Raw genomic sequence first — 25885 nt, 5'->3', positions numbered from 1 at the left:
CCTGGACCCAGCAGTCGGGGACTTTCGGGGCGAGCTGAGGGCGTCGACCGGCTTGAAAAGGATCTCGACCGTCGTCTCGTGGTTTCGGCCCAGCCCGTCGTTACCGTCCACGCTGCGCAGGAGCAGCTGGCTGTGGCCGGCCGAGTAGGCCTCCATCCAGAAGCGGCGGTCGCTGCGGAAGAGCTCCGCGCCCGGCTGCATCTCATGGTCTCGGTACAGCCAAGTCCCATCGTTCATGAACATGAGGATCCCGACCAGGTGAAGCACCGGTCAACCTTGCTGGTGGCGTGCCCTGGCGGCGGTGCCCCTCCCACGAGATCTCCGGCCGGATATCCCCATGATCCTCCGGGGGTGCTCCGGGATACTGGGGGGATGGTCGACGACGAGCGCTGGAAGGCGCGTTTCCGGGCCGCCCGGATGAGCCTGCCCCGATGGGCGCGTGACGCCCCGAGCCGCAGCATCTACCGCTCGAACCTGAGCGGGACCTGGGAGGTCTACTCCTGGGACCGCGAGACGGGCGAGCAGCGCCAGGTGACCGACCGCCCCAACGGGACGTGGTACGGCACCATCGACCCGACCGGTGAATGGCTGTGGTGGTTCGCCGACACGGACGGGGACGAGTTCGGTGTGTGGAAGCGCGTCCCGTTCGGCGGCACCGAGGCCGCTCCGGCCGTCCCGGAGCTCGAGCCCTCCTATCCGGCCGGGCTGGCGCTCGGGCGCAGCGGTCTCGCCGTCATCGGCCGGACGACCGAGGCGGGCAACACCCTGCACCTCTGCCGGTCCGGGGTCGCACCGGAGGTCCTCTACCACCATGCCGAGGACGCCCACGTCGCCGGCCTCTCGCGGGACGAGTCGCTGATCGCGATCGGGCACAGCGAGCACGGCGACAGCCGCCACATGGCGCTCCGCGTCGTCCGGCAGGACGGCTCCCCGGTCGCCGACCTCTGGGACGGTCCGGGCAAGGGCGTCTACGGTGCCGGTTTCGCTCCTGTCGATGGCGATTCGCGGCTGCTGGTCAACCACGAGCGGCGCGGCCGGGACGAGATGCTCATCTGGGACCCGCTCGCCGGCACCGAGCAGGAGGTCGTCCTCGACCTGCCCGGCGAGATCGGTGCGAGCTGGTACCCGGACGGCGCGGCGCTGCTGATCTCCCACTCGCACGAGGCGCGCGACGAGCTCTACCGCTACGACCTGACCGACGGCGGGCTGACCAGGATCGACACGCCGCGCGGGGTGCTCGGCGGGGCGGACGTCCGGCCGGACGGGACGATCGAGTTCTCCTGGTCGTCGGCCGCCGAGCCGCCGGTGATCCGCTCGACGTCCGGCGCGGTGGTGCTCACCCCGCCCGGGCCCGCGGCGCCGCCGTCCGTCCCGGTCGAGGACGTGTGGGTGGACGGCCCCGCCGGGCGCATCCACGCGCTGGTCAGCAAGCCGGACGGCGACCGGCCCTTCCCGACCGTCTTCGACGTCCACGGCGGACCGACCGCGCAGGACGACGACTCGTTCGTCCCCACCGTGGCCGCCTGGGTCGACCACGGGTTCGCGGTCGTGCGCGTCAACTACCGGGGCTCCACCGGCTACGGTTCCGAATGGCGCGACGCGATCGAAGGGCGCGTCGGCCTCACCGAGCTGGAGGACATCAAGGCCGTCCGCGACTGGGCGGTGGAGTCGGGCCTCGCCGACCCGGAGCGGCTCGTCCTGACCGGCGGGTCGTGGGGCGGGTTCCTCACCCTGCTCGGCATCGGCACCCAGCCGGACGACTGGAGCGTCGCGGTCGCGGCCGTCCCCGTGGCCGACTACGTCGCCGCGTACGAGGACGAGATGGAGAGCCTCCAGGCGTTCGACCGGTCCCTGTTCGGCGGCTCACCGGACGACGTCCCGGAGCGGTACCGCGAGTCGTCCCCCATCACCTACGCCGCGCGGGTCAGGGCGCCGGTGCTGGTCCTGGCGGGGGAGAACGACCCGCGCTGCCCGATCCGGCAGATCGACAACTACCTGGGGAGGCTCGCCGAGCTGGGGCACCCGCACGAGGTGTACCGGTACGACGCGGGCCACGGCTCCCTCGTCGTCGAGGAGCGCATCACCCAGATGGCCGCCGAGATCGGTTTCGCCCGGAAACATCTCGGCATGTCGTGATCTTTCCCCGGGGCGGGCGGGCCGCCGCGCCCGTCCCGGGTTTACAAGATCGAGGCCTCGGGAATTCCTCGATCGGCCGCACGTACCACCGGCACCCCCCGACATCACCTATCGGGGGGACCACACATGCCACGGCCATGCAGCATCCACCGCGCCATGCCGTCCGAGCGCCGCCGGGCACCGGGCGCATCCCGCCACCCGGCGTTCCGCCTGGCCGCCGCGGCGGCGGCCCTGGCCATCGGCGCCGCCATGCTCGCGCTCGTCCCGCCCGGCACGCACGCCCGGGCGCACGCCTCCGCCGGCCCATCGCTCGCGGCCGACGCCGGGCCGCCGTCCCCGGCCAGGCGGCTGCTCACCCCGGCGGCGGCGTCCCCGCCCGAACGGGCCGCCAGGAGCGCCTTGTCCGCGGAGCGAAGACGCGGCGTCCCGCCACGGGACGTCCCGCCGGACCTGCCGGGTTCGCTCCGCCTGGACCACCAGTTCGCCGCGTACGCGCTGCACGCGAGCGGCATCGGCTGGCGGTCCTCCGGGCGCTGCTCCGACAGGACGGTGCGGACCTGCACCTCGTTCGAGGGCATCCGGTGGGGGACGATCCAGGCCCTGGTCGTCTTCGCGGCGGAGAGCGGCTGCGAGATCACCGTCACGGGCGGCACCGAGCACGGCCACGCGGGCGGAACCTACAGCCACGCGAACGGCTACAAGGCCGACATCGCGACCGGGGACTGCGTCGACCGGGCGATACGGCGCTACCCGTCCACCGGCGTGAGGGGCGACGGCGCGCGGCTCCACCGGTCCCCCGAGGGCGTCGTCTTCGCCCGCGAGAAGGACCACTGGGACATCACGGTCAGGCACGGACCTCGCGGATGATGCCCACCAGCTCGCGGGTCACGGACTTGAAGCCGGGGATCCGCGACATCGCGACCATGCGGTTGACCAGCGGGACCGTCCGCTCGACGAGCAGGTAGGTCTTGCGGCAGCCGGGCGAGTTGTCGTGCACCCAGTACAGCACGATGCCCATCGAGTAGATCCACAGCAGCTCGGGCAGTTCCGCCCGGAACTCCTTGTCGATCTTCAGGTCGGAGCCCTCGACGACCTCGCGGTAGATCGCCACGGCCGACTCGCGGGCGGGCCCGGACTCGGCGCTGAACGGGTTGAGCGGGCTGGTCGGCTCGGCCGCGAACTTGAAGAACTTCCCCGCGAACTCGTGGTAGGGGACCATCGTGTCGACCCGGGCCTTCAGGACGCCGAGCAGCCGGGGCGCGAACTCGGTCTCGGCCTCCAGGACGGCGCGGCAGGCGGCGACGTGCTCGTCCTGCAGCTCGTCGTAGTAGGCCTGGATCAGCTCTTCCTTGGACCCGAAGTAGTAGTAGGCGTTGCCGACCGAGACGCCCGCCTCCTTGGCGATCGCCCGCATCGTCGTCTGCTCGTACCCGCGCTCCCGGAACAGCCGCAGCGCCGTCTCGACGATCAGGGCGCGCGTCTGCTCGGACTTCACGGCCTTCGTCTCGGTCACGCATGCCACCCTAAGCCCGAGTACGGCCCGCCGCTCATGCCACGATCCGCCGCGCGCCGCAACCCGGCGCCCCGTATCGGTGTTCACGAGGCATGATCAACACTTTGGAAGCCCTCGAATGCTTCTACGCCGCGGAGGCGGACTACCTGGCCGCCGGCGGCCCCGGCAAGGGGGACTTCTCCGTGATGGCCGCCCATCTCGCCCCGGATGTCGTGATGTACCAGGCACCGAGCCTCCCCTACGGCGGGACGTGGCGCGGCCACGACGGCATGGAGCGCTTCATGGCCGTGATGAGCGGGCTGTGGTCGGATCTGACGTTCCGCGAGCAGCACTGCGCGGTGGACGGCGAGACGGTCGCGGTCCGCAACGAGTGCGTCTTCCGGGCCCGCGCGACCGGGCGGGAGGTGGAGACCTCCGTCCTGCAGTGGATCACGTTGCGGGACGGGCTGGTGAGCGAGTTCCGCCCGTTCTACCTGGACACCGCCGCGATCGTCGCGGCGCTCAGGGGGTGAGGTCGGCGGCGACGAGTTCGGCGATCTGGGCCGTGTTGAGCGCGGCGCCGTTGCGCAGGTTGTCGCCGCAGAGGAAGAGGTCGAGCGCCTTCGGGTCGTCCGGCGAGCGCCGCACCCGCCCCACCCAGACCGGATCGGTGCCGACGACGTCGGCGGGCGTCGGGAACTCCTGCGTCTCCGGGTTGTCGCAGAGGACGACGCCGGGCGACCCGGCGAGGACGGCCTGCGCCTCCCGCCGGTCGACCCGCTCCTCGAAGACCGCGTGGACCGACAGCGAGTGCGCCGTCACCACCGGGACGCGGACGCAGGTCGCCGTCACCCGCAGGTCGCGCAGGCCGAGCACCTTCCTCGACTCCTCGCGGATCTCCAGTTCCTCCGAGCTCCAGCCGCCGTCGCGGACCTCGCCCGCCCACGGCACCACGTTCATCGCCAGCGGCGCCGGGAACGGTCCGGCCTCGCCCACCGCGCAGCGCAGGTCGCCCGCGCGGTTGCCGAGCGTGCGGTCGCCGCCGACCTTCGCCAGCTGCTCGTGCAGCGTGCCGGCGCCCTTCAGCCCGATGCCCGACGCCGCCTGGTAGGACGAGACGACGAGCTCGCGCAACCCGTACCTGCGGTGCAGCGCCCCGACCACCATGATCATCGGCAGCGCGGTGCCACCGGGGCTCGCGACGATCCCGCGCGGCCGCCGGCGCGCCCGCTCCGGGTTCACCTCCGGGACGACGAGCGGCACGTCCGGCGCCATCCGGAACGCTCCGGAACCGTCGACGGCCACGGCGCCGCGCTTCGTCGCGACCGGGACCCACCGCGCGGCCACCGCCTCCGGCACGCAGAACATCGCGAGGTCGACGCCGTCGAACACCCCGGGTGCCAGCGGCGCGACCTCGACGTCCGCGCCGCGCAGCGGCAGCGCCCGCCCCGCCGACCGGGGCGAGGCGACGAGCCGGATCTCCCCGTACACGTCGCGGCGGGTGGACAGCAGGTCGAGCAGGACGGATCCGACGGCCCCCGTGGCCCCGACGACGGCGAGCGTCGGCCCGCCCGTCCCCCTGGTCGTCGCGCCGCGGGCATTCGGGGCCATGGTCGCACCCACCCTCTCGCCGTCGAGTCGTGTCCGCACGTCCACACCACTGAACTCCCACCGCGTGCGGCCGGTTCCCCAAAAGACCCTGCCACCGGCGGCGGGCGGCGTCAGCGTCACGCGCCACAGGACGAACACGACAAAGCGGGCCGCACGGATTCCGTGCGGCCCGCCGGGCGTCGGGGTCAGCGGCCGGTGCCGCCGTAGACGACGGCCTCGACCTGCTCGGCGTCCAGGTCGAACGCGCGGTGCGCGGCGGCGACCGCCGTGTCGATGTCGTCCTGGGCGACGACGACCGAGATCCGGATCTCCGAGGTCGAGATCATCTCGATGTTCACGCCGGCCTCGGCGATCGCGCTGAACAGCGACGCGGTGACGCCCGGGTGCGAGCGCATCCCCGCGCCGATCAGCGACACCTTGCCGATGCGGTCGTCGTAGCGGAGCGACTCGAAGCCGATCTTCTCCTTGAGCTTGTTCAGCGCGGTGAGCGCGCTCTGCCCGTCGGTGGACGGCAGCGTGAAGGAGATGTCGGTGCGCCCGGTCGACGCCGCCGAGACGTTCTGCACGATCATGTCGATGTTGATCTCGGCCTCGGACAGCACCGTGAAGATCGTGGCGGCCTCACCCACCTTGTCCGGCACGCCCACCACGGTGATCTTGGCCTCGCTCCGGTCGTGCGCGACGCCGGAGATGATCGCCTGCTCCATGTCCTGTCCTTCGATCTCGCTGCTGTCGACGACCCACGTGCCCACCTTCTGGCTGAACGAGGACCGCACATGGATCGGGATGTTGTAGCGGCGCGCGTACTCGACGCAGCGCAGATGCAGGATCTTCGCCCCGCTCGCCGCCATCTCCAGCATCTCCTCGTAGGAGATCTTCGGGATCTTGCGGGCGGCCTGCACGATGCGCGGGTCGGCGGTGAAGACGCCGTCGACGTCGGAGTAGATCTCGCAGACGTCGGCGTCCAGGGCCGCCGCGAGCGCGACGGCCGTGGTGTCGGACCCGCCGCGGCCGAGGGTCGTGATGTCCTTGGTCCCCTGCGAGACGCCCTGGAACCCGGCCACGATGCAGATCGAGCCGCCGTCCAGCGCGGTCCGGATCCGTCCCGGCGTCACGTCGATGATCTTGGCTTTGCCGTGCGAGCCGTCGGTGATCACACCGGCCTGGGAGCCGGTGAACGAGCGGGCCTCGTGGCCCAGGTTCGCGATGGCCATGGCCAGCAGCGCCATCGAGATCCGCTCGCCGGCGGTGAGCAGCATGTCCAGCTCACGGCCGGGCGGCAGGGGGCTGACCTGCTTGGCCATGTCGATGAGGTCATCCGTCGTGTCGCCCATGGCGGAGACCACGACGACCACGTCGTTGCCCGCCTTCTTCGTCGCGACGATGCGCTGGGCGACCCGCTTGACGCCTTCGGCGTCTGCGACGGAGGAGCCACCGTACTTCTGCACGACAAGAGCCACGGGTGGGCGCTCCTCGAATCGGGGTCAGGCGTTCTGCTCGTCGAGTCTACAGAGCCGCACACGATGGATCACGACCAGGTAACCCTCCCACCAGCACCAGCACACAACGGGCCCCCACGCTTACTTCGCCCGGCCTCCAGCCCGGCCGCCCCCGTCCAGGTACGAGGCGCCGATGTCGGTGATGTCCGTTCCGGCATGCCCGGGCTTTCTCAAGGGGAGGAGTCCGGACATGGGAGCCGGTCGGCAGGCTCCTGGAACGGCGGGCTCTTCACGGACGCGCCCGCCCGCATCACAAAGGCCATCGCCGAGCCGCGGACGCATGACGGCGCCTCGCTCCTGCCCGCAGGCGGGCCGCCGGATGTTCGTACCGGGTCCCGCCCAAAAGAGGGGATCCCATGGGGACAGCGAACGACGACGTTCACTGCGCCATGGCGCGTCATGTCGCCTTGGCCCTCTGGACGATGCCGGTGCTGGCCGCTCTCCTGAGCGTGCCGCTCGCCCTTGGGGTGGACGGGACGACAGGCGCCAAGATCGGCGTGGGCGCGGTGGCGATCCTCGTCTTCGCCGCCTCCTTCATGAGCGGCGGCGCGTTCGGCTTCCTCTTCGGGTTGCCCCGCGCGCGCCTCGTCGACCAGATGACCAGGGACGGCACCCGGCCGAGCGGCCACTTCCTGGCGAACGCGAACCTGGCCCGCATCTCCGACTGGGTCACGACCATCATCGTCGGCCTGACGCTGGTCAACCTGCGGTCCCTCGTGGGCTCGCTGGGACGGCTCGGCGCGAACCTCAAGGTCCCGCTGGGCAACGCGCCGTACTCCGCTGCGGCCGGAATCGCCCTCGTGCTGGTAGGGACGCCCGCCGGATTCCTGCTGGCGTTCCTGTGGACCACCATCCGCATGCGCGCGCTTCTGGAAGAACTCGATGAGGAGGGGCAGGAAGGTAAGGAAGTCGTCCCGGACCTGAAGAGCGAGACCCTCGCCAGGGCCGGGAGCATAGTCCGCTCCAAGGCGCCGGGCCTGCGAGGCGCGCCCCGGCGCCTCGTCACCCGGACCTTGCGCCGGTGGGACGGCAAGCTGCGCAAGTGGGGAGACGCGCTGCGCAAGCGGGACCGTGCCCATCCCCCCGTCCCGCCGGGGAAAGGGGCGTCGAAGCACGACCGCGATAACACGCCGCCCGCTGGGTGAGGGTGAGGGCACGCCGCCCGGACGTGGCGCGTCGTTCAGCCGTGGGCTCGGGCTCGCAACCGCCCGGCGAAGGCCCCCAGGTCGGCTTGCTCCCGGTCGGAGGTCTCGATCGTGTGCGGCCGCATCGTCACGTGGTGGGCATGGTGCCCGTCAGCGGCGGGCGGGGTCGGTGGACAGCTCGGAGAGGTTCATCGCCATCGCCCGGTGGACGGCGGGGATCCAGTCGAGGGTGCGCAGCAGGGTGTTGCGCATCCCGCGCAGCACCGGGCTGCCCGTGGTCGCGACGTGGGTCATCCTGTCGGTGAACGCGACGACCTGCTCGGCGATGGGGCGGCGCTCGGCCTCGTACTCGTCCAGCACGGAGTCGGGCGCGCCTTCGCCCAGGACGGCGGCGAGCTTGCCCGCGAGGTTGAGGGCGTCCTGGATACCGGTGTTCATGCCCTGCCCGCCCGCCGGGCTGTGGACGTGGGCGGAGTCGCCGGCCAGCAGGACGCGTCCCGCGCGGTAGTGCGCCGCCAGCCTGTGGTGGACGCGGAAACGGGAGCTCCACACGACGTCCTTGACCAGCGCCGGGTGCTGCCTGGGGCCGCGCGCGTCCAGGAGCGTCTGGACGTCGGCGGCGGTCGGGGTCTCGGGCGCCTCGTCGACCGTGGCGACGATGCGGTGCCGCCCGCCGGGCAGCGGCGCGACGACCGTGACGCCTTCCGCCGAGAAGAACAGCATGACCTCCTCGCTGCCGCCGGCCCAGTCCAGGTGGACGTCGGCGAGGACGAACGACTGCGGGTAGGCGTCCCCCTCGAAGGCGATCCCGGCGTGCTCGCGGACGGCGCTGTGCATCCCGTCCGTCCCGACCGCGTAGGCGGCGCGGATCCGGCCGCCGTCGGCCAGGGTGGCGGTCACCCCTTCTCCGTCCTGCTCCAGGCCCGTCACCTCGAACGGCCGGTGCACGAGGCCGCCCGCCTCCTTCAGCCGTCCGAGCAGGATCTCCTCGGTGACGTTCTGCGGGACGAGCAGCGTGTAGGGGAAGTCGGTCGGCAGGTCGCCGAACTCGACGGTGAGCAGGACGCGGTCCCGCTCCCGGACGGTGAAGCGCGGCACGATGATCCCGCGCTCGACCAGCGCGTCGGTCGCCTTGATCTCGCGCAGCGCCTCCAGCGTGCGGGCATGGACCACGGCCGCCCGGGAGGTGTTCGCGCCCTCCGCCGCCCGGTCCACCAGGACGGTGTCCACCCCCTTCTGCCGCAGCGACGCGGCGAGGGCGAGGCCCGCGGGACCCGCGCCGACCACGAGCACACCGGTGGACTCCGGAACAGCGTTCATGTTCACTCCCGTTGCCAATGCCCGTTTGCCAACAGTTGATGGCCAACTGATGTTGGAACTCTAGACCGTCATCCCCCTGTTTGCCAACGCTTGATGGCATATGTTGGCGGGCATGGCTTTCACCGAGCGTTCGGCGGCGACCCGGACGGCGATCCTGGACGCGGCCCGGCACCGGTTCGCCGAGGACGGCTACGAGCGCACGACGATCCGGGCGATCGCGGCGGACGCCGACATCGACCCGTCCATGGTCATCCGGTACTTCGGGAGCAAGGCCGAGCTCTACGCCGCGGCCTCGGCCATCGACCTCGCCGTCCCCGACCTCGGCGAGGCCGACGACGCGGCGGCCGCCTACATCCAGTCGTTCCTGGCCCGCTGGGAGGCCGCCGAGAACACCGCCGAGACCGTCCTGCTGCGCACGGCCCCCACCCATCCCGACGCGGCGGCCCGCGTCCAGGCCATCTTCGACAAGGAGATCGTCCCCGCCCTGGAGAAGGCCCTGCCGGACGACCCCGCCGTCCGCGAACGCGCCGCCCTGCTCCTGAGCCAGACTCTCGGCATCGCCTACGGCCGCTACCTGCTGGGCATCGAACCCCTGGCGTCCATGGACGTCCGCGAGATCGCCGCGATGGCCGCCCAGGCAGCCAAGGTCCCCCTCCACGCCCGCCGCGACTGAGGCGGCGCACTTTTCGATCAAGGTGTAGGCGAAGCGGCCCTGCCGGACATCTCTGGGCGACACCGACCCGAGAGAAGGGAGCCGGCGTGCCGGATCCAGACGGGGAGTTCACCCGGTTGTGGGACGCGCACTACGACGACGTGCTCAGGTACGCGGCGCGTCGGACCGACCACGACACGGCCCGGGACATCGCCGCGGAGACGTTCCTGGTCGCCTGGCGGCGCCGGGATGACATCCCGCCAGACCGCCCGTTCCCCTGGCTGCTGAACGTCGCCCGCAACGTCCTCGCCAACGAGATGCGGAGCCGCCGGCGGCGCACCCGGTTGTGGAACCGGCTGCGCGGCGACGGCCCGCACGCCCCGGCCGCCGACGAGGCGTCCGGGCTGGCCGAGGGCGGCCGCATCACCGCCGCGCTCGGCCGCCTGCCGGCCCGCGACCGCGAGGTCCTCCAGCTCGTCGGCTGGGACGGTCTCGACGCCCAGGCCGCGGCGACCGCGGCGGGGTGCTCGGTCAAGACGTTCTCCGTGCGCCTGCACCGCGCCCGGCGCCGCCTGACCGCCGCTCTCGCCGAGATCGACGCCGCCGACCGCCCCGCGCCCGCCGCCCATCTGCAGAGGAGCCCCCAGGCATGAACGACCTCCACGAAGTCCGCCGCATCATGGCCCCGGCCGACCCCTGCCCGCCCGGCGCCTTCGACGGCGCCGCCCACGACCCGGCCGGACGCGCCGCCTTCGAGCGGATCACCGCGTCGGCGGCCCGCCGCGGCGGGCCGTCCCGCCGGACGACGTTCCGCCTCGTCGCCGCGGGAGGCGTCGCCGGGGCGCTCATCGCAGGCACCGTCGTCGCCACGGGCGGCGGCGACGGCGGCCGGCACCCGGCGCCCGTGGCGGCGACGGAGGCGGAGCAGGTGCTGAACGTCGCCGCGACGTTCGCGCTGAAGCAGCCGTTCACCGCGCCGCGTTCCGACCAATGGGTCTACACCGAGACCATCTACCGGCGCAGCGCAGTCCCCGGCCGTAGCCAGGTCGTCAAGCCGGGGTCACCGCTGACGAAGCAGGTCGACCGGCAGTGGGTCCGAGCGGACGGCAGGCGCATGGCGGATTACGACCACGGCAAGCTCGTCACCTCCGCCACGGGCGGGGGGATGCCGCCGATCGACTACGCCACCGTCGCCAAGCTGCCCACCGACCCGGACGAAATGCTGAGCTGGGCCCTGAAGGCGGGATCGCCGCGCCCCCGTGACACGAGGGCGTTCCAGCTGCTCGGGTCACTGCTGCTGAACAACGGCGCGCTGCCCCCCGCCCAGACCGCCGCCGCCTACCGCGCGATGGCCAGGATCCCCGGCGTCACCGTGAACCGGAACGCCAAGGACGGGGCGGGGCACAAGGCGATCTCGGTCTCGTTCCTCATCGAGGGCTGGGCGAACGAGGAGGTGCTCCTGGACCCGTCCACCTACGCCTACCGGGGCCACCGCACCACCATCGCCCGTGATCAGACCATGCCGGACGGAGGACGCTTCCTGAAGGGCGCCGTCGAGAGCTGGTCCGTCCGCCTGGCCACGGGCGTCGTCGACCGCCCCGGCCAACGCCCCTGACATCCCCCAGACGAGGGTCGTCCGGTCAGTGCCCCGGACGACCCTCGCCCCTGTCCGGGCCGGTTCGGTCCTCCGCGTGACCGTGTCCTATAGCGGGCGCATCGAGTATGGGGTGCCCGATCCGGTCGCTAGGGCGATGCAGGATGAGGTCACTGGGGCGATCATCTGGGTGGACTGATGGAACCGCAGTATCTGGGTGAGCTCGCTGAGGCGCTGGTGACGCGGGGGTTGCTCTTCCGTAAGCGCTATGGGGCGTTCCCGGCCACTGTCGAGATCTTCCCGACGGACCACCCTTCGGTGGGGTCAGGCGTCTATGTAAAGGCAGGCGTTGGCGGGGTGCCGTGGTTCATCTCGGTCATCGGTGGTCCGCTGCGTCCTTGCCATGACCCGGTGGGGGCGGGTGAGGCGGTGACCGAGCTGATGGGAGAGCTGATGGGCGCGTTCGACGAGTTGCCGAGGGTTCGCCGGGGGCCGCTGCCGTCCCTGTACGCGGCGCTGAGGCGGCGGGCCCCGCAGATCGCGGCGGCGCGACCGGACGGCGGCGGATTACTGCACGTCTCCTACCGGGGGCAGGAGGCGCAGGTCGCCTGGGACGACGACCTCGAGCAGTACGCGTGGCGTCGCGGGGGGAGCGGGCAGATCGGCTCGGATGCCGAGAAGGCGGCCGAGCTGATCGCGTGGGCGCTGGGCGCGCGGACAGGGCCCGCCGCGTCCGGCTAGACGGGAAGGGTCCGGCCAGGCCGGGAGCGCGTTCGGATCAGGCGGGACGCGTTCGGGTCAGGCGGGGGCGCGGTCGCGGCAGATGGGAGCGCGGTCGCGGCATGGGAGCGCGGTCGAGGGGGCGTGGGCCGGTCAGGCTGGGGCGGCCTCTGTCGCTACTTCTGTGGCGACGCTCAGGCGGGCGTCGGCCACGAAGGCGTGCAGGGCGCGGAGCGCGGCGCCGGCGTGGTTGCCCCAGTGGTTGAAGTAGGAGTACTGCCACCACCAGAGGGCCTCCAGGGGACGGTCCTTGTTGTAGTGGCGGAGGCCATGGACGAGGTCGCTGGCGACGTCCACCAAGTCGTCCGACAGGCGGTAGGGGGTCGGCTCGGTGTCCTTGTAGGGATCGAAGACCTCGATGTAGTCGTCCATGGACTGGAGGCGCTCGGCCAGGCCCTGCCGGATCGAGTCGAGGTCGGGGTCGTCGCCCACCTCGGGCTCCCAGTTGTCCGGGAGGATCACGTCGGCGCTGGCACCGAGCTGCGCGCCGGCCAGGATGACCTGCGAAACCTCCAGCAGGAGCAGCGGGATGGTGTGCACCCCGCCATCGCCGCGGGCGACGGCCTCCAGGCCGTTCAGGTAGTTGTCGACGTGGCACGCCACGCGCTCGGCGAGGGCGTTCCAGTCCTGCGGGCTGTTGGTGTCAGACATCGAGCAGCCTCCGTCCTTCGAATGCGCGGCCCAGCGTGACCTCGTCGGCGTACTCGAGGTCGCCACCCACCGGCAGGCCGCTGGCCAGTCGGGTGACCGTGATGCCCATGGGCTTGACCAGCCGGGCGAGGTACGTCGCGGTGGCCTCGCCCTCCAGGTTGGGGTCGGTGGCGAGGATCAGCTCGGTCACCGTCCCGTCCGCGAGGCGCTGCATCAGCTCGCGGATGCGCAGGTCGTCCGGGCCGACGCCCTCGATCGGGCTGATCGCGCCGCCGAGCACGTGGTAGCGGCCGCGGAACTCGCGGGTCTTCTCGATCGCGACGACGTCCTTCGACTCCTCCACCACGCAGATGATGTGGGGGTCGCGGCGCGCGTCACGGCAGATCCGGCATTCCTCTTCTTCTGCGACGTTCCCGCAGGTTTTACAGAAGCGGACCTTGTCCTTGACCTCCTTGAGCGCCTTGCCGAGGCGCTCGACGTCGGCCGGATCGGCGGCGAGGAGATGGAAGGCGATCCGCTGCGCGCTCTTGGGGCCGACGCCGGGCAGCCTGCCCAGCTCGTCGATGAGGTTCTGAACCACCCCTTCGTACAACGGACCCCTCCTTTACTGGTCGTCTGCTGCTCGCGGCCCGGTTTCAGGCGCCGCCGAGGCCGGGGAAGCCGCCGGGGATGCCCCCGCCGCCGCCACCGAGGCCCTGGGCGAGCGGGCCCATCTTCTCCTGCTGGAGCTCCTGCGCCTCGCGGGCGGCGTCGCGGATCGCGGCCAGCACCAGGTCGGCGACCGTCTCCGCCGTGTCGGCCGGGTCGTCGGTGTCGATCGCCTTCGGGTCGATCGACAGGCCCGTGACCTCGCCCTGCCCGTTGACCTTCGCGGTGACGAGCCCGCCGCCGGAGGTCCCCGTCACCTCGGTCTCCGCGAGCTCGCGCTGGGCGTTGAAGAGCTGCTCCTGCATGGCCTGTGCCTGCTGGAGGAGTTCCTGCATGTTCAGCTGACCACCGGGTTCCACGGTGCACTCCCCATTCCGGCCCCCGAGGGCCTTCTCTCTGGCGCTCCGCCAGCCACCGGACGTGCGTCCCACGAGACTACGGGTTCACAGGCCGTTTCGGTAAGCGAGGAGCTCGGCACGCCATTTCGCAAGACGTCCGAGATGTCAGCCCCTCCGGCGGGCTAGTGCGCCGAGTTGTCGATCTCGCGGATGATCTGGCCGCCGAGCTCGCGCTGGATGAGCGCCATCCCGCTCATCTCGGCCTCGGTGCCGTCGGCGTCGGCGTCGCCCTCCGGGTCGACCTCGTCGCTCTCGTCCACGGGCTCGGGCGGCGGCGGGGGCTCGTCCGGCGGCGGGGGCGGGGGCTCCGGGGCCCGGTCCGCCCTGGGCGCGGACGGCTGCGCGGCGGGCTGGAAGAGCGGCCGCGGCTGCGGTGCCGGGTTCGGTGTGGCCGCCCCACCGAACCCCGCGCTAGGGCCCGGCCGGCCCCCCGGCGGTGGGCCGCCGGATCCTCCGCCCACGACGGTCTCGATCCGCCAGTCGACGCCCATCCGCTCCTTGAAGACCTCGCGCAGGACGGCGTCACGGCCGCCGTTGACGAAGCCGAGGCGGCGCCCCTCCGCGTCGAAGCCGAGCGTGAGGACCTTGCCGTCGAGCGACACCGGCTGGACCCCGGACATGATGACCATCCAGGTGGCGCGGCTCTTCTGCTTGACGGCCTCGACGACGTCGGGCCACAGGCGCTGGATGGTGGAGAAGTCCGCTCCTCCGGTCGCGCCGGCGGACGCCGGGGGTGCGGGCGCTCTGGAGGGTGCGGGCGGTGCGGTGGGCGCCGGTCGTGCGGAGGCCGCAGCCGGTGCGGCGGTGGGCTGGGCGGACGCGGGCGGTGCGGCGGTGGCCGGGTCGGACGCGGGCGGTGCGGTGGCCGGGGTGGCCGAGGTGGATCCGCGGTTATCCACAGAACCGGGTTCTGCGTTCGCCGTGGTGGGGTGGGGGTTGACACTGGAAGTGGGGTCGGCCCCCCGGGAGGGAGGGGACTGGGTTCCGGGGGTTTGCGAACCGGTGCCGTTCTGAGACGAGGTCGCCCCCGCCTGGCCCGGCGTTCCCTGCGCCGTGTCCCCTTGTCCGTAGGCGCCCGGCGCCGCCCCGTCAGGACCGGACGTCCCTTCGGTCGCACCGCCGTGCCCGGACGCTCCCCGCGCCGCGCCGTCCTGCCCCGAAGATCCTTGCCCGGAGCCGCCCCGCCCCGGCGCCTGCCCGGAAGCCGGAGCAGCGGACGCGAAGGCCTGCGCCAAACGGTCACCACCCTGGCCGCCGCCGGCCCCGGCCTGGCCGCCACCGCCGGCACCGAAGCCCCCCTGGGAGGCCTGGCGCTCCAGCCGGTCGAGGCGGGCGAACATGGACGCCTCGTCCTCATAGGCGGCCGGCAGAAGGATCCGGGCGCAGATCAGCTCCAGCAGCAGCCGCGGCGACGTGGCGCCGCGCATCTCGGTGAGGCCGGTGTGCAGCAGATCGGCGGCGCGGGTCAGCTCCCCGGGGCCCATCGAGGACGCCTGGCGCCGCATCTGCTCCAGCTCGTCGGGCGGGACGTTCAGCAGCCCGGTGCCCCCGGCCTCCGGGACGTTCGACAGGATCACCAGGTCGCGGACGCGCTCCAGCAGGTCGGCGGTGAAGCGTCGCGGGTCCTGGCCGCTCTCGATCACGCGGTCGACCGCGGCGAACACGGCGGCGCCGTCCCGGCCCGCGAAGGCCGCGATCACCTCGTCCAGCAGCGCGGAGTCGGTGTAGCCGAGCAGCGACACGGCCCGCGCGTACGTGATGCCCTTCTCGTCCGATCCGGCGAGGAGCTGGTCCAGGATCGACAGCGTGTCGCGCGCGGAACCCGCCCCGGCCCGCACGGCCAGCGGCAGCGCGGACGCCTCGTACGGCACGTCCTCGCTCCGCAGGATCTCCTCGACGAGATCTTGCAGGACGCCCGGCGGGATCAGGCGGAACGGGTAGTGGTGGGTCCGGGACCGGATCGTCCCGATGACCTTCTCCGGCTCCGTCGTCGCGAAGACGAACTTCAGGTGCGGCGGCGGCTCCTCGACGAGCTTCAGCAGCGCGTTGAAGCCCTCGCGGGTGACCATGTGCGCCTCGTCGATGATGTACACCTTGAAGCGCGCCGAGACCGGGGCGAAGAAGGCCCGTTCCCGCAGGTCGCGGGCGTCGTCCACACCACCGTGGGACGCGGCGTCGATCTCGATCACGTCGATGTGCCCGGTGCCGGACGGCCCGAGCGCGACGCACGAGTCGCACTTGCCGCACGGGTCGGGGGTCGGCCCCTGCTCGCAGTTCAGCGAGCGGGCGAGGATCCGGGCGCTGGACGTCTTGCCGCACCCGCGCGGCCCGCTGAACAGGTACGCGTGGTTGATCCGGCCGTTGCGCAGCGCCTGCTGGAGGGGCTCTGCGACGTGCTCCTGCCCCTTCAGCTCGGCGAACGTCGCTGGCCGGTACTTGCGGTACAGAGCCAGACTCATCGGGGGTCCGCCCTCCCTCGAGAAGCAGAGCGTCAGAAAGCGCCGTGTCGCCGTGGACCGGTCAAAGCGGACCGGTCGCCGTCAAACCAAGGGACCCCCCGCACACCCGCCAGAGCCTGCTTATCCTTGCTGCCTTCCGGCCCTGGGGAGGTTCACAGGGTGACGCCGTGCGAGGGGTCTTGCCCAAAGTCTATGGCATCCCCGACCCAGGATCGCCACGCTTTCCGGCGTAGTCTCCGCCCCATGCCCGCCTCTCCCCAGGACACGCTCCTGCACATCGCCGAACGAACCCGCTGGGAATCCGCCCGGAGCACGGGCGTGGCGTACGCCATGTCCACCCTGGGCCGGACCATTGACGAGGAGGGCTTCATCCACTGCTCGTCCGACATGGCCCAAGTGGAGGGCGTCCTAGGCCGCTTCTACGGCGCCGTCCCCCGCGAGGACCTGGTCCTGCTGGTGATCGACGTGTCCCGCCTCGACGCGCCCGTCCGCTATGAACCAGCCGGGGACGAGATGTTCCCCCACGTCTACGGACCGCTCCCGGTCGGCGCCGTAATTGAGGTCAGGTCACTCCCCGAGAACCGGTAGGATTCCCCGTGGAGGATTCGCCTAGTGGCCTAGGGCGCACGCTTGGAAAGCGTGTTGCGTGCAAGCGCTCGCGAGTTCGAATCTCGCATCCTCCGCCACACCGAGGCCGGTGCCCGACGCGGGCACCGGCCTTTCGCGTGTCCGGACACGCTCACTGGCCCAGGGGGGAGATCGGGCGCTCGAAGAAGGTCTCCAGGACGACGGTCGCCTTCGTGCCGTTGACGCCCTGGATCTCGTAGAGGCGCCGCAGGACGTCCTGGAGACGGCTGGTGGTCGACGTGCGGACCTTGACGAGGACGGACGCGCTGCCCGCGACCACGTGGGCCTCCTGGACCTCCGGTATGGCGGCGAACTCGGCCGCGCGGTCGCCCATCCAGACCGAGGAGTCGATCAGGGCGAAGGCCAGCACGCCCTGCCCGAGCGCGGCCGGCTCCACGTCCACGCTCGTCCGCAGGATGACGCCGCGCTCGCGCATCTTCCGGACGCGTTCGTGGACGGCTCCGGCCGACAGGCCGACCGCCGTACCGAGCGCGGCGTAGGACCGGGTGGCGTCCTGCTGGAGGAGCTCCAGCAACCGACGATCGATGTCATCCACGTTCTTCACGAGATGACTGTATCGCGTACGATCATCCGGAAGTTGTCATGAACAGTATTCAGTCAGAGCGGTTCGAGGGAGAACCATGCCCAAGGAATCGGTCGACGGGGCATACGAGGTTCTGGACGACCGCTTCCGCACCGGACGTTGCCGCCACGGCGACCAGCACCTCGAAGGCCTCCACTCGGGCTCCCGCTTGGCGGACCGCGCCGCGCAGGCTGCGATCATGAAGATCGGCATCGCGGCGGGGGCCACGGCCGACATCGACTCGGTGGAGCCCTTGCGGCCGGGGATGCTCGAACATCATCGCGACGCGATCGGAGCGCTCCTCCGGGCACAGGGTCGTCGCGGTCGGGGAGGGCGGCCGGGGGGTCAGGTCCCCGTGCGGGCGGTGCCGGCAGGTGCTCCTCGACTACTTCCCGTCCATCCTCGTCATCGTCGGCATGGGCGGTGGCCTGCGCGCCGTGCCCGTGGCCGAGTTGCTCCCCGCCGCCTACACATGGTCCGACCATGAGGAGTGAACCGCGCCGCCCCGGAGGACCGGCATTTAGTCACGGGCGGGTTGACCTGGGCGGTAACTGGTTTACCGGATCCGCCAAGTGGAGTGACGCATGTTGTTGAGCTGCCTTCTCCGCGCACTTGCGAGCCCTTAGACTCGAAGGGTGATCTTCAAGGCGGTGGGTGAGGGAAGGCCCTATCCGGAGCACGGTCTCTCGTCCCGGGACTGGGCCAAGCTCCCTCCTCGGCAGGTCCGCCTCGACCAGCTCATCAGCACCAAGCGGGAGATGGACCTCCAGTCGCTGCTGTCGAAGGACTCCACCTTCTACGGCGACCTGTTCCCCCACGTGGTCCAGTGGAAGGGCGAGCTCTACCTGGAGGACGGTCTGCACCGGGCGCTCCGGGCGGCGCTGCACCAGCGGCAGGTCCTGCACGCGCGCGTCCTCGACCTGGACGCCGTCGACATCTCCTGATCAGCGGGTGCGGGCGGGCTCGGGCGCCGGGAGCGCCTTCGGCTCGACCAGCGGCGCCGGCTCCGCCGGGTGGACGAAGCCGGGGCGCGCGGCCAGCAGGCCCACGACGACCTCGGGTACCACCAGGGCGAGCAGCAGGGCCACCGGAACGTTCCAGCCGCCCGTGGCCTCGTGCAGGACGCCGACCGCGAACGGGCCGGCCGCGGCGAGGAGGTAACCGCCCGTCTGCGCCATCCCGGACAGGGCCGCGGCCACCGAGGGGCTCGGTGAGCGGAGGCTGAGCAGCGTGAAGGCCAGCGGGAACGCGCTGCCGGTGCCGATGCCGAGGATCACGACCCACGCCCATCCGGCGGACGGGGCGAGCAGCAGGCCGACCAGGCCGACCACCATCGTGGCCGCGACGGCGACGACGAGGGGGCGCTGGTCGCGCAGGCGGGCGGCGAACACCGGGACGACGAAGCCCAGCGGGATCCCGACGATCAGCATCGTGGAGACCATCATCCCGGCGGTCGCGGCCGGCCGGCCCGCGTCCTGCATGATCTCCGGCAGCCACGACATGAGCACGTAGAACATCAGCGACGCCAGGCCCATGAACGCGGCGACGGACCAGGCGGTCGGGGAGCGCAGCAGCGATCCACCGGCGCGCGGGGCGGTGACCGGGGCCGTCGGGGCGCGGCGGCCCCGCACGGCGAGCGGGCCCCACACGAGCGCGGCGACCGTCGACGGGACGGCCCAGACGGCGAGCGCGAGGCGCCAGCCGCCCGCCTCGGCCAGCGGCACCGCGAGCCCGGCGGCGATCGCGCCGCTGGCCGCCATGAGCATCATCGCGAGCCCGGTCAGCGAGCCGAGGCGGGTCGGGAACGCGCGCTTGATCACGGCCGGCATGAGGACGTTGCCCATCGCGATCCCCGCCCCGGCGAGGACCGTTCCAAAGAACAGCGACACGGGGGACTGGAGCACCCGCAGCACGATGCCCGTCGTGATCATGATGAGGGAGCCCGCGATGACGGTCTCGGTGCCGAACCGCCGCGCGACGGGCGGCGCGACGGCCGCGAAGACGCCGAGGCACAGCACCGGGAGGGTGGTGAGGACGCCGGCCTCCGCGCCGGACAGCCCGAAAGCCTCCCGCAGGTCGCCGAGCACCGGCGAGATCCCCGTGATCGCGGCGCGCAGGTTGATCGTCAGCAGCACCAGGCCGATGAGCGACCACACGGCCGCGGCCCGGGAAACCGGAGTCGTCGTTGAGCTGTCCATGTCACCTTCGTCGTTCTGTCGCTCCGAGCGCGGGTTCAGCCGCGCCCGGCGTCTGGTTCTGCTGCGTCCGGTGCCATGCCCTGCCGGTCGCCGGGCACCACGGCGACCGCCCACGCGGTGGGCGTGCTCGTGCTCTCGCGCTAGGACTCCTGCGGAGCCGTCCGAGAAGTGGGGAGGGTCGAGGCGAGGATCTGGTCGAGGCAGGCATGGGTCGCCCGGGTCGCGGCGTCGGCGTCGCCCGCCTCGATGGCCGCGGCGATGGGGCCGTGCGGGACGTCGGCGTGTTCGAGAAGGCTCCCGGCCGCGCCGATGCTGGCCCGCAGCGCGGCGCTGAAGTCGCGGTACAGGTCGGTCAGGACGCGGTTGTGGGTGGCCTCGACGACGGCGGTGTGGAATTCGAGGTCAGCCTCGACGAACGCCGAGTGCTCCCCCGCCGCCCATGCCGCGTCCCGGCGCGCCAGGGCGACCGCGATGGCGGCGATGTCGGCCTCCGTGCGGCGGGTGGCGGCGAGCCTGGCCGCCTCGACCTCGAGTCCCCGCCGGACCTCGAGGATCTCGACGAGCTCCGCGGTCTCCAGCCGCCGCCGGACGGCCCCGGACAGCTCGCTCGTCGCGCGGACGTACGTCCCGTCGCCCTGGCGGCTCTCCAGGAGCCCCGCGTGGGTCAGCGCCCGCACTGCCTCCCGGACGGTGTTGCGCCCGACGCCGAGCGTCTCCGACAGCACCGGCTCCGGCGGGATCTTGGCGCCCACCGGCCAGCCGCCCCCGGTGATCTCGCCCCTGAGCTGGTCGATCACCTGGTCGACCAGCGACGACCGCCGTGCCGTCCGCAACGTCACCCGAACCTCCAGTCAACCAGTCATCCCATGTCTGGATGATACGACATCGGCGGACCCTCCTTTATTCCGCCCCCGTCGTCCGGCTCGCGGCGACGCCCGATCCCGGACGTCGACCATCGCTCAGGCCCCCGGTTCAGACGCCGTGCCCCCGACAACGCGACGAGGCGGCACGCGCCGACGCGGCCGCCTCGTCTTCGCCGGAGGATCTAGTGCCGGGCGGTCACCGGGACTCGGTTGAAGACCGACAGCCCCGCCGCCTCCAGGGCCTGGCGGTAGGCGGTGGCGGCGTTCTCGGACGATCCGGTCAGTTCGTAGAGTTCGCCGAGCTCCCGGTAGAGGTGCGCCGCGGGACGGCCCTCGGGGAGGGTCGCCAGCTGCTCCGAGGCGGCGCGAAGGACGACCTCGGCGGCCGAGGTGTTGCCCTGGGCGACCCGAGCGCGGGCCAGGACGAGGCGGGCCAGAACGGTCTTCTGGGTCCGGACGCCCATCTCGTCCGCGGGCTGGGGCGCCATGGTGCGGTCGCTCGTGGGAGCGGCGAGGGCCATGCCCGTGTCGAGGAACTGCTCGAGCGCGGCGATGGCCTCGTCCAGTTCGCCGATGAGGACTAGCGCGCGGGCCTTGGCGATGGTGCTCTCGGTGGAGTCGGCGTCGTCGAGGCCGGTCGCGTCCTCGAGGAGGACGAGCGCTTCCTGGGCGGCCTCGCGGGTGCCCTCCTGGCGCGGACGCTCGAAGCCGTACTCACCGGCCGGGGCCACGTCCGGCGGCGCGGCGGCCGAGAACGGCTTGACGCCCCTGAGCAGGGCCTTGGCCCCGGCGAGCGCGAGGCGCGCCTCGGCGTTCCTCGGGGTCGCGTCCGTGCGCGCGGCGAGCGCCTGGTCGGCGAAGTAGAGGGAGTCCCCGACGCCGCCCTCTTCCAGGGCGCGCATGCTGGCCCGCTGGTAGTGGACGCTCAACGGCTCGGCATCGTCGTTCCCCTCGGGGTGGAGGAGGCGGCGTCCGAGCTCGTGGGCGCGGGCGGGGTCGGAGCGATCCACATAGGCCAGCAGCAGGACGCGCCCGGCCTCGGTGTACTCGTGGCCGGCGCGGAGGCCGAGCTGCTCGAGCCGCTCGAGGGCGCGCTCACCGAGCGCGATGGCCTGCCCCAGGTCGCCGACGGCGTGGTAGCTGCGGGCCAGCGCGATCACCGGGGGCAGCCAGCTGGCCCGGCCGGGGTCGCGCTCCGCCTGCTCGCGCAGCTCCTCGAACAGGGCGATCGCGCGGTCGGTGCGGCCCAGCTCCTCCAGGGCGCGGGCGCGGCCCCAGCGGGCGCGGCCCGTGAGGTCCGGGTCGTCGCTGCGGGCGATCACGTCCTCGAACCCGGCCTCGGCCGTGGCCGGGTCGCCGCGCAGCAGGGCCAGATGCGCGTGGCGCTCCCGCACCTCCAGATGGGCGCGCTGTTCCGGCTCGACGCCCTCGGCGAGGTACTCGGGAGTGCAGCCGAGGCGCTCGGCCAGCATGCGCAGGACGGTCGGCGTCGGCGTGCGCTTGCCCGACTCGATCAGGGAGATGTAGCTGTCGGAAAGGTCGTGACCGGCGAGCTGTGCCTGCGACAAGCGTCTGGTCAGCCGCAGGTTGCGGACACGTTCGCCGACGTTGCCTGGACCCGGCATGTGGACTCACTTAGCGGAAGTAAACAGGCGGCTGGGGTGCCGACATGATTGCACATTGCGGGTTATCGCACATCGAGAGCAAGGAAGCGGCAGATGACGGACCGGCCGGAAAGGCCCGCGCGCACGTGTGCCGCGGGCGGGTTCGCCGGTTCGCGCCGGCGGCCCCTCCCGTCGATCGCGACGTCTGTCACCCGGCCGACGTTATCCGACCATCCGCCCAAGATCGCGGAGACCGCCGATATTGATCAGCCCGCCGCGCTTTCCGGCCACTACCGGCCGGTCGGCCGCCTTGCGCCGCACGGTGGGGCCGCCCGTGGGCTCGCCCCGGCGCCACCGCGGTCGGGCCCGGCGAGACCGTCCGGCGGGACGACCAGGGGCGTCACCGGCCGGCGACGGTGCCTCCGGACGCGCGGTAGATGGCGTGTCCGGCGTCGACCTGCATGATCTCAGATAGCTCCGGCGACCCTCCGGCCGCCCTCCCCTCACCGGTCGCGGAGCGGCGCTCCGGGCACGGCGGTCCCATGCCGGGTGATCACTGGGGACGGTGCCGCGCTAGACCTCGGCGTCCGAGCCGTCGTCCTTGGGCATCGGGGTGGTCGGAGCGTCCGGCGCGTCGGCGGTGGGGACGTCCTCCGATGGACGGGGCCGGCGCGGCGGCGGGGGCGGGGGCAGCTTCTCCTCGGGCGCCGGGTTCTTGTTGGGGAAGATCATCTCGCAGACTTCGAGGTAGAGCTGCTCGGGGTAGGGCAGGAAGTCGACGTTCGTGAGCGCCTGGTCCTGGCCGGCGGACTCCAGGACGAACTCCCCGTAGCCGAGCATGCGGCCCGCGATCGTCCGCTTGAAGCTCATGTCGGTGACCTTGGCCAGCGGCATCATCGCGACCTTGCGGGTGATGAGCCCGGTGGTGAGCAGCATCCGCTGGTTGGTGATGACGAAGTAGTCGACCGACCACTCCGCGACCCGCCACACGAACCAGGCGAGCAGGATCAGCCAGCCCCACCAGACCCAGCTGAAGACCGCGCCGCCGCTCTCGGCGAGCGTCTGGCTCAGCAGCCCGGCGAGGATGAGGCCGCCGAGCAGGAGCCCGACCGGGACCATCAGCACGGCGGGATGCCGCCGGACCGTGATCACCTGGTTCTCGTGGGGGAGGAGGTACTTGTTGACGGACGCCGGCGCGGAGTCGCCGGGGGTGACGAGCCTCATGCCGGGGCCTCAGGCGAGCGAGTTGACGAAGGTGGCGACGGAGCCGGCGGCCGACGAGAGGCCGGATGCCGCGGTCTCCAGCGATCGGGCCGCGCCGTCCGGCTGCGTGATGACGTAGAACGCCACGAAAGCCGCGGCGGCCCACGTGATGTACTTCTTGGCCGGCACGGCTGCCTCCCGGAGCGTTGACCCACGGACCCCGGTTTCAGTTTCGCACAGCCCGCACCGGCGGCAAAGCAGCGCGTCGTCGCGCGGCGCGGCCCTGGCGGCTAGGGCGCGTTGTCGAGCGACGAGCGGCGCGCCTTGCGCCGCTTCTCCGCCGCCACCGTCGCCAGCACCTCCAGGTGCCGGCGCGCGATCCGCTCGACGAGGTCGGGCGGCGCCGATCCGGTGACCTCCTCGGCGCCGTAGCGCGCGGCGGAGACGCACCGTTCCACCGTGTCGGCGCCGTGGACCTCGCGGAACTCCTCGGTGAGCCTTTCCCCTATGTCGGTGTAGCGCGGAAGGTCGCCATCCCCTGGGTGAGCCATCATGTGTCCCCGAAGCTCGCTCGCGCCGCCCGGTCCGTGACGGTCCCCTGTGCCGGGACGGCGGAGGGGAACGCGCGCTCGCGTTCCGTAAAGGTGGTGGTACCCCCCTGCCGTCCGGAACGAACATCGCAGGTCACCTTGGGTTCGAGCCGGACGAGGGACCTCTGGCGGGAGGGTCAGACGACTCCGTAGAGCCGGTCCCCCGCGTCGCCGAGGCCGGGCATGATGAAGCCCTGCTCATTGAGGTGGGAGTCGATCGCGGCCGTGACCACCTTGATGGGGGCCGAGATGTCAGAGAACGCCTGCTCCAGGTACTTCAGCCCCTCGGGGGCGGCGAGGAGGCAGAGCGCCGTGACGTCGTCGGCGCCGCGCTCGAACAGCAGCCGGATGGCGGCGGCGAGCGTCCCGCCGGTCGCGAGCATCGGGTCGAGGACGTAGCACTGCCGCCCGGACAGGTCGTCCGGCAGCCGCGTCGCGTAGGTCTGGGCCTGCAGCGAGCCCTCGTCGCGGACCATCCCGAGGAAGCCGACCTCGGCGGTGGGCAGCAGCCGCGTCATCCCGTCCAGCATGCCGAGGCCGGCGCGCAGGATCGGCACCACGAGCGGCTTCGGGCTGGCGAGCTGGACGCCCCGCGCCGGGACCAGCGGGGTCTCCACCGTGACCTCGGTGACCCTGACGTCGCGGGTCGCCTCGTAGGCGAGCAGGGTGACCAGCTCGTCGGCCAGGCGGCGGAAGGTGGGGGAGTCGGTGCGGGTGTCCCGCAGCGTGGTGAGCTTGTGCGCGACGAGCGGGTGGTCGACGGCGAGGGTCTGCATGCGATCACCGTAGCCCACCTGGCCGGGCGCTCCGGGGCGACAGGATAGGACGCCGCTGAGCTGGGCAGGATGGCCATATGAACAGCGAGAGCGATCAGCAGCCGAGCGGCCGCTCTTGGGCCCGGGACAGCGCGCCCGATCCGCCCGCGCCCGCCTCGGCTCCCCGCACCGAGCCCCCGCCCCCCGACCCCGCGGTGACCGATGTCACAGCCGGGGACGCCCCCTCACGGCCCGGGCCCCAGGGCGACATCTCCCCCGAGCAGGTGCGCGAGCACCTGCGCCGCAGGGCCGTCTTCCTGCGCGAACTGGCCGAGGCGCGCGAGCTGCGCCGCCGGGTGACCCCGCACCGGTCGCGCCGGGCGCGGATCCACGCGGCACTTCGCCGGCGCACGTTCCGCATCAACTGATCCAGATCGGTTAGGTTCATGCCGCCGGGCACCGGAATCCGGCGCTGACTCCCGGCGTCACCGCCGGGTGCGGCGGCGAGTTTGGTGGTGGGGCACGCGAGTGCGCGCCGCATCTGCGACCATGCCCTGGCAGGAGACGGGCCGGTGGGGTGGAAATGACGGATGTGGACGCGACGGACTTCGCCGTCGTGGTGTACCGGGAAGACGAGAGCTGGGAGGCCGAGATCCTCCCGGTGGCGCTGACCGAGGACCTCGCGGGGCTGGTCCATGCCCTGCGCCAGCAGCCGAGCCTGGGCGGCACGGTCGGGCTGGTCTCGGTCGGCGACGACTTCTTCGTCGCGATCCGCCTGCTCGGCGACGAGGTCATGGTGTTCCTGTCGGACGTCACCGCCTCGGTCGACTGGCCGCTCGCCCGCCAGGTCCTCGACTTCCTGGACATCCCGATCCCCGACGAGGAGGAGCTCGACCAGGTCCTCCCGGTCGGTGACATGTCGATCTTCGCCGATCTCGGCCTGGACGAGATGGAGCTCGGCGCGATCTCCGGCGACCTGGAGCTCTACCCCGACGAGATGCTGCTCAGCATCGCCGGGCGCATCGGTTTCGCCCCGGCCTTCGAGCGCGCCCTCGACACCGTCTCCTAGAACCGGCG

The 25885-nt window shown here is 72.2% G+C and carries 27 protein-coding genes, 1 tRNA gene, 1 other RNA gene and 1 pseudogene; 13 read left to right on the top strand and 17 right to left on the bottom strand.

Translation table 11 applies throughout. The annotated features are described in order from the left end of the window. The first annotated feature begins 372 nt into the window (after positions 1–372). Together FKD65_RS25045 and FKD65_RS25040 are read left to right on the top strand one after the other, a co-directional pair. Positions 373–2136 (top strand): prolyl oligopeptidase family serine peptidase, encoded by a 1764-nt coding sequence (locus FKD65_RS25045; protein ID WP_141579796.1) that lies wholly within the window; start codon positions 373–375, stop codon positions 2134–2136. Positions 2137–2262: 126 nt separating this feature from the next. Then, positions 2263–3003, top strand: coding sequence for a hypothetical protein (locus FKD65_RS25040; protein ID WP_141579795.1), 741 nt, complete (start codon positions 2263–2265; stop codon positions 3001–3003). On the opposite strand, the gene FKD65_RS25035 is transcribed toward FKD65_RS25040, so the two are convergent. Continuing rightward, positions 2981–3649, bottom strand: coding sequence for a TetR/AcrR family transcriptional regulator (locus FKD65_RS25035; protein ID WP_141579794.1), 669 nt, complete (start codon positions 3647–3649; stop codon positions 2981–2983). The genes FKD65_RS25040 and FKD65_RS25035 overlap by 23 nt on opposite strands. 92 nt (positions 3650–3741) lie before the next feature. Here FKD65_RS25035 and FKD65_RS25030 point away from each other — a divergent pair, with 92 nt between their 5' ends. Next, the gene (locus FKD65_RS25030; RefSeq protein WP_141579793.1) at positions 3742–4161 is read left to right on the top strand and encodes a nuclear transport factor 2 family protein; all 420 of its coding nucleotides are present in this window, start codon (positions 3742–3744) and stop codon (positions 4159–4161) included. Here the strand turns inward: FKD65_RS25030 and FKD65_RS25025 are convergent. After that, positions 4151–5239 carry an aspartate-semialdehyde dehydrogenase gene (locus tag FKD65_RS25025; RefSeq protein ID WP_141579792.1) on the bottom strand — a complete coding sequence of 363 codons (1089 nt, stop codon included), beginning with the start codon at positions 5237–5239 and terminating at the stop codon, positions 4151–4153. The two genes, FKD65_RS25030 and FKD65_RS25025, sit on opposite strands and share 11 nt — an antisense overlap. A gap of 185 nt (positions 5240–5424) precedes the next feature. Further along, a complete protein-coding gene (locus FKD65_RS25020) occupies positions 5425–6699 on the bottom strand; it encodes an aspartate kinase (protein WP_141579791.1) in 1275 nt (424 codons plus the stop codon). Between the two features lie 395 nt (positions 6700–7094). Here FKD65_RS25020 and FKD65_RS25015 point away from each other — a divergent pair, with 395 nt between their 5' ends. Further along, on the top strand, positions 7095–7883 hold the full coding sequence (locus FKD65_RS25015) for a hypothetical protein (RefSeq protein ID WP_141579790.1): 789 nt from the start codon (positions 7095–7097) through the stop codon (positions 7881–7883). Between the two features lie 150 nt (positions 7884–8033). Here FKD65_RS25015 and FKD65_RS25010 read toward each other — a convergent pair whose 3' ends face one another. After that, a complete protein-coding gene (locus FKD65_RS25010; protein ID WP_141579789.1) occupies positions 8034–9203 on the bottom strand; it encodes an NAD(P)/FAD-dependent oxidoreductase in 1170 nt (389 codons plus the stop codon). Positions 9204–9315: 112 nt separating this feature from the next. Between FKD65_RS25010 and FKD65_RS25005 the strand changes: the two genes are divergently transcribed. From FKD65_RS25005 to FKD65_RS24990, 4 genes are all read left to right on the top strand, one after another. Next, positions 9316–9876 (top strand): TetR family transcriptional regulator, encoded by a 561-nt coding sequence (locus tag FKD65_RS25005; protein WP_205718247.1) that lies wholly within the window; start codon positions 9316–9318, stop codon positions 9874–9876. Positions 9877–9962: 86 nt separating this feature from the next. Beyond that, complete coding sequence (locus FKD65_RS25000; RefSeq protein ID WP_168221175.1) at positions 9963–10508, top strand: RNA polymerase sigma factor; 546 nt, start codon at positions 9963–9965, stop codon at positions 10506–10508. Continuing rightward, positions 10505–11470: a CU044_5270 family protein gene (locus tag FKD65_RS24995; RefSeq protein WP_141579787.1), complete on the top strand. Its 966-nt coding sequence runs from the start codon at positions 10505–10507 to the stop codon at positions 11468–11470. Before FKD65_RS25000 ends, FKD65_RS24995 begins: the two co-directional genes overlap by 4 nt. A gap of 408 nt (positions 11471–11878) precedes the next feature. Further along, complete coding sequence (locus tag FKD65_RS24990; protein WP_141579786.1) at positions 11879–12190, top strand: hypothetical protein; 312 nt, start codon at positions 11879–11881, stop codon at positions 12188–12190. A 132-nt stretch (positions 12191–12322) separates the two neighbouring features. On the opposite strand, the gene FKD65_RS24985 is transcribed toward FKD65_RS24990, so the two are convergent. The 5 genes from FKD65_RS24985 to ffs form a co-directional block, all read right to left on the bottom strand. Then, positions 12323–12880 (bottom strand): DUF5063 domain-containing protein, encoded by a 558-nt coding sequence (locus FKD65_RS24985; protein WP_141579785.1) that lies wholly within the window; start codon positions 12878–12880, stop codon positions 12323–12325. Continuing rightward, a complete protein-coding gene (recR, locus tag FKD65_RS24980; protein ID WP_141579784.1) occupies positions 12873–13472 on the bottom strand; it encodes a recombination mediator RecR in 600 nt (199 codons plus the stop codon). The genes FKD65_RS24985 and recR overlap by 8 nt, the downstream gene beginning before the upstream one ends. Before the next feature lie 43 nt (positions 13473–13515). Next, on the bottom strand, positions 13516–13887 hold the full coding sequence (locus FKD65_RS24975; RefSeq protein ID WP_141579783.1) for a YbaB/EbfC family nucleoid-associated protein: 372 nt from the start codon (positions 13885–13887) through the stop codon (positions 13516–13518). A gap of 161 nt (positions 13888–14048) precedes the next feature. Continuing rightward, positions 14049–16385 carry a DNA polymerase III subunit gamma and tau gene (locus FKD65_RS24970; protein ID WP_141579782.1) on the bottom strand — a complete coding sequence of 779 codons (2337 nt, stop codon included), beginning with the start codon at positions 16383–16385 and terminating at the stop codon, positions 14049–14051. 86 nt (positions 16386–16471) lie between these two features. After that, positions 16472–16567: signal recognition particle sRNA small type (gene ffs / locus FKD65_RS24965), an RNA gene on the bottom strand. 61 nt (positions 16568–16628) lie between these two features. On the opposite strand from ffs, the gene FKD65_RS24960 reads away from it, so the two are divergent. Both FKD65_RS24960 and FKD65_RS24955 read left to right on the top strand, forming a co-directional pair. After that, entirely contained in the window at positions 16629–16973 is a 345-nt protein-coding gene (locus FKD65_RS24960; protein WP_141579781.1) for a DUF952 domain-containing protein, read from the top strand. Between the two features lie 10 nt (positions 16974–16983). After that, positions 16984–17071 (top strand) — tRNA-Ser (locus tag FKD65_RS24955). A gap of 53 nt (positions 17072–17124) precedes the next feature. Here FKD65_RS24955 and FKD65_RS24950 read toward each other — a convergent pair. Beyond that, positions 17125–17577 carry an Lrp/AsnC family transcriptional regulator gene (locus FKD65_RS24950; protein WP_240809587.1) on the bottom strand — a complete coding sequence of 151 codons (453 nt, stop codon included), beginning with the start codon at positions 17575–17577 and terminating at the stop codon, positions 17125–17127. Positions 17578–18230: 653 nt separating this feature from the next. On the opposite strand from FKD65_RS24950, the gene FKD65_RS24940 reads away from it, so the two are divergent. Further along, positions 18231–18539: a type II toxin-antitoxin system VapB family antitoxin gene (locus FKD65_RS24940; protein ID WP_141579780.1), complete on the top strand. Its 309-nt coding sequence runs from the start codon at positions 18231–18233 to the stop codon at positions 18537–18539. Here FKD65_RS24940 and FKD65_RS24935 read toward each other — a convergent pair whose 3' ends face one another. The 7 genes and pseudogenes from FKD65_RS24935 to upp all read right to left on the bottom strand — a co-directional run bounded on the left by FKD65_RS24935 (position 18540) and on the right by upp (position 24829). Continuing rightward, positions 18540–19793, bottom strand: coding sequence for an MFS transporter (locus FKD65_RS24935; protein WP_141579779.1), 1254 nt, complete (start codon positions 19791–19793; stop codon positions 18540–18542). Positions 19794–19933: 140 nt separating this feature from the next. Further along, the gene (locus FKD65_RS24930) at positions 19934–20632 is read right to left on the bottom strand and encodes a FadR/GntR family transcriptional regulator (protein WP_141579778.1); all 699 of its coding nucleotides are present in this window, start codon (positions 20630–20632) and stop codon (positions 19934–19936) included. Positions 20633–20838: 206 nt separating this feature from the next. Then, entirely contained in the window at positions 20839–22281 is a 1443-nt protein-coding gene (locus FKD65_RS24925; protein ID WP_141579777.1) for a helix-turn-helix domain-containing protein, read from the bottom strand. 693 nt (positions 22282–22974) lie between these two features. Then, a pseudogene (locus FKD65_RS24920) lies at positions 22975–23484 on the bottom strand (PH domain-containing protein); the annotation flags it as partial. 9 nt (positions 23485–23493) lie between these two features. After that, positions 23494–23652 carry a hypothetical protein gene (locus tag FKD65_RS44400; protein ID WP_168221174.1) on the bottom strand — a complete coding sequence of 53 codons (159 nt, stop codon included), beginning with the start codon at positions 23650–23652 and terminating at the stop codon, positions 23494–23496. 101 nt (positions 23653–23753) lie between these two features. Further along, complete coding sequence (locus FKD65_RS24915) at positions 23754–24014, bottom strand: hypothetical protein (protein ID WP_141579775.1); 261 nt, start codon at positions 24012–24014, stop codon at positions 23754–23756. A 176-nt stretch (positions 24015–24190) separates the two neighbouring features. After that, positions 24191–24829, bottom strand: coding sequence for a uracil phosphoribosyltransferase (gene upp / locus FKD65_RS24910; protein WP_141579774.1), 639 nt, complete (start codon positions 24827–24829; stop codon positions 24191–24193). A gap of 77 nt (positions 24830–24906) precedes the next feature. Here upp and FKD65_RS24905 point away from each other — a divergent pair, with 77 nt between their 5' ends. Continuing rightward, on the top strand, positions 24907–25236 hold the full coding sequence (locus tag FKD65_RS24905) for a hypothetical protein (RefSeq protein WP_141579773.1): 330 nt from the start codon (positions 24907–24909) through the stop codon (positions 25234–25236). A gap of 155 nt (positions 25237–25391) precedes the next feature. Further along, positions 25392–25877: a tRNA adenosine deaminase-associated protein gene (locus FKD65_RS24900; protein WP_141579772.1), complete on the top strand. Its 486-nt coding sequence runs from the start codon at positions 25392–25394 to the stop codon at positions 25875–25877. The last annotated feature ends 8 nt before the right edge of the window (positions 25878–25885 follow it).

The sequence above is a fragment of the Actinomadura sp. WMMA1423 genome (assembly GCF_006547145.1).
Classification (GTDB): Bacteria; Actinomycetota; Actinomycetes; order Streptosporangiales; family Streptosporangiaceae; genus Spirillospora.
This window is presented reverse-complemented; position numbering and strand designations above follow the sequence as displayed.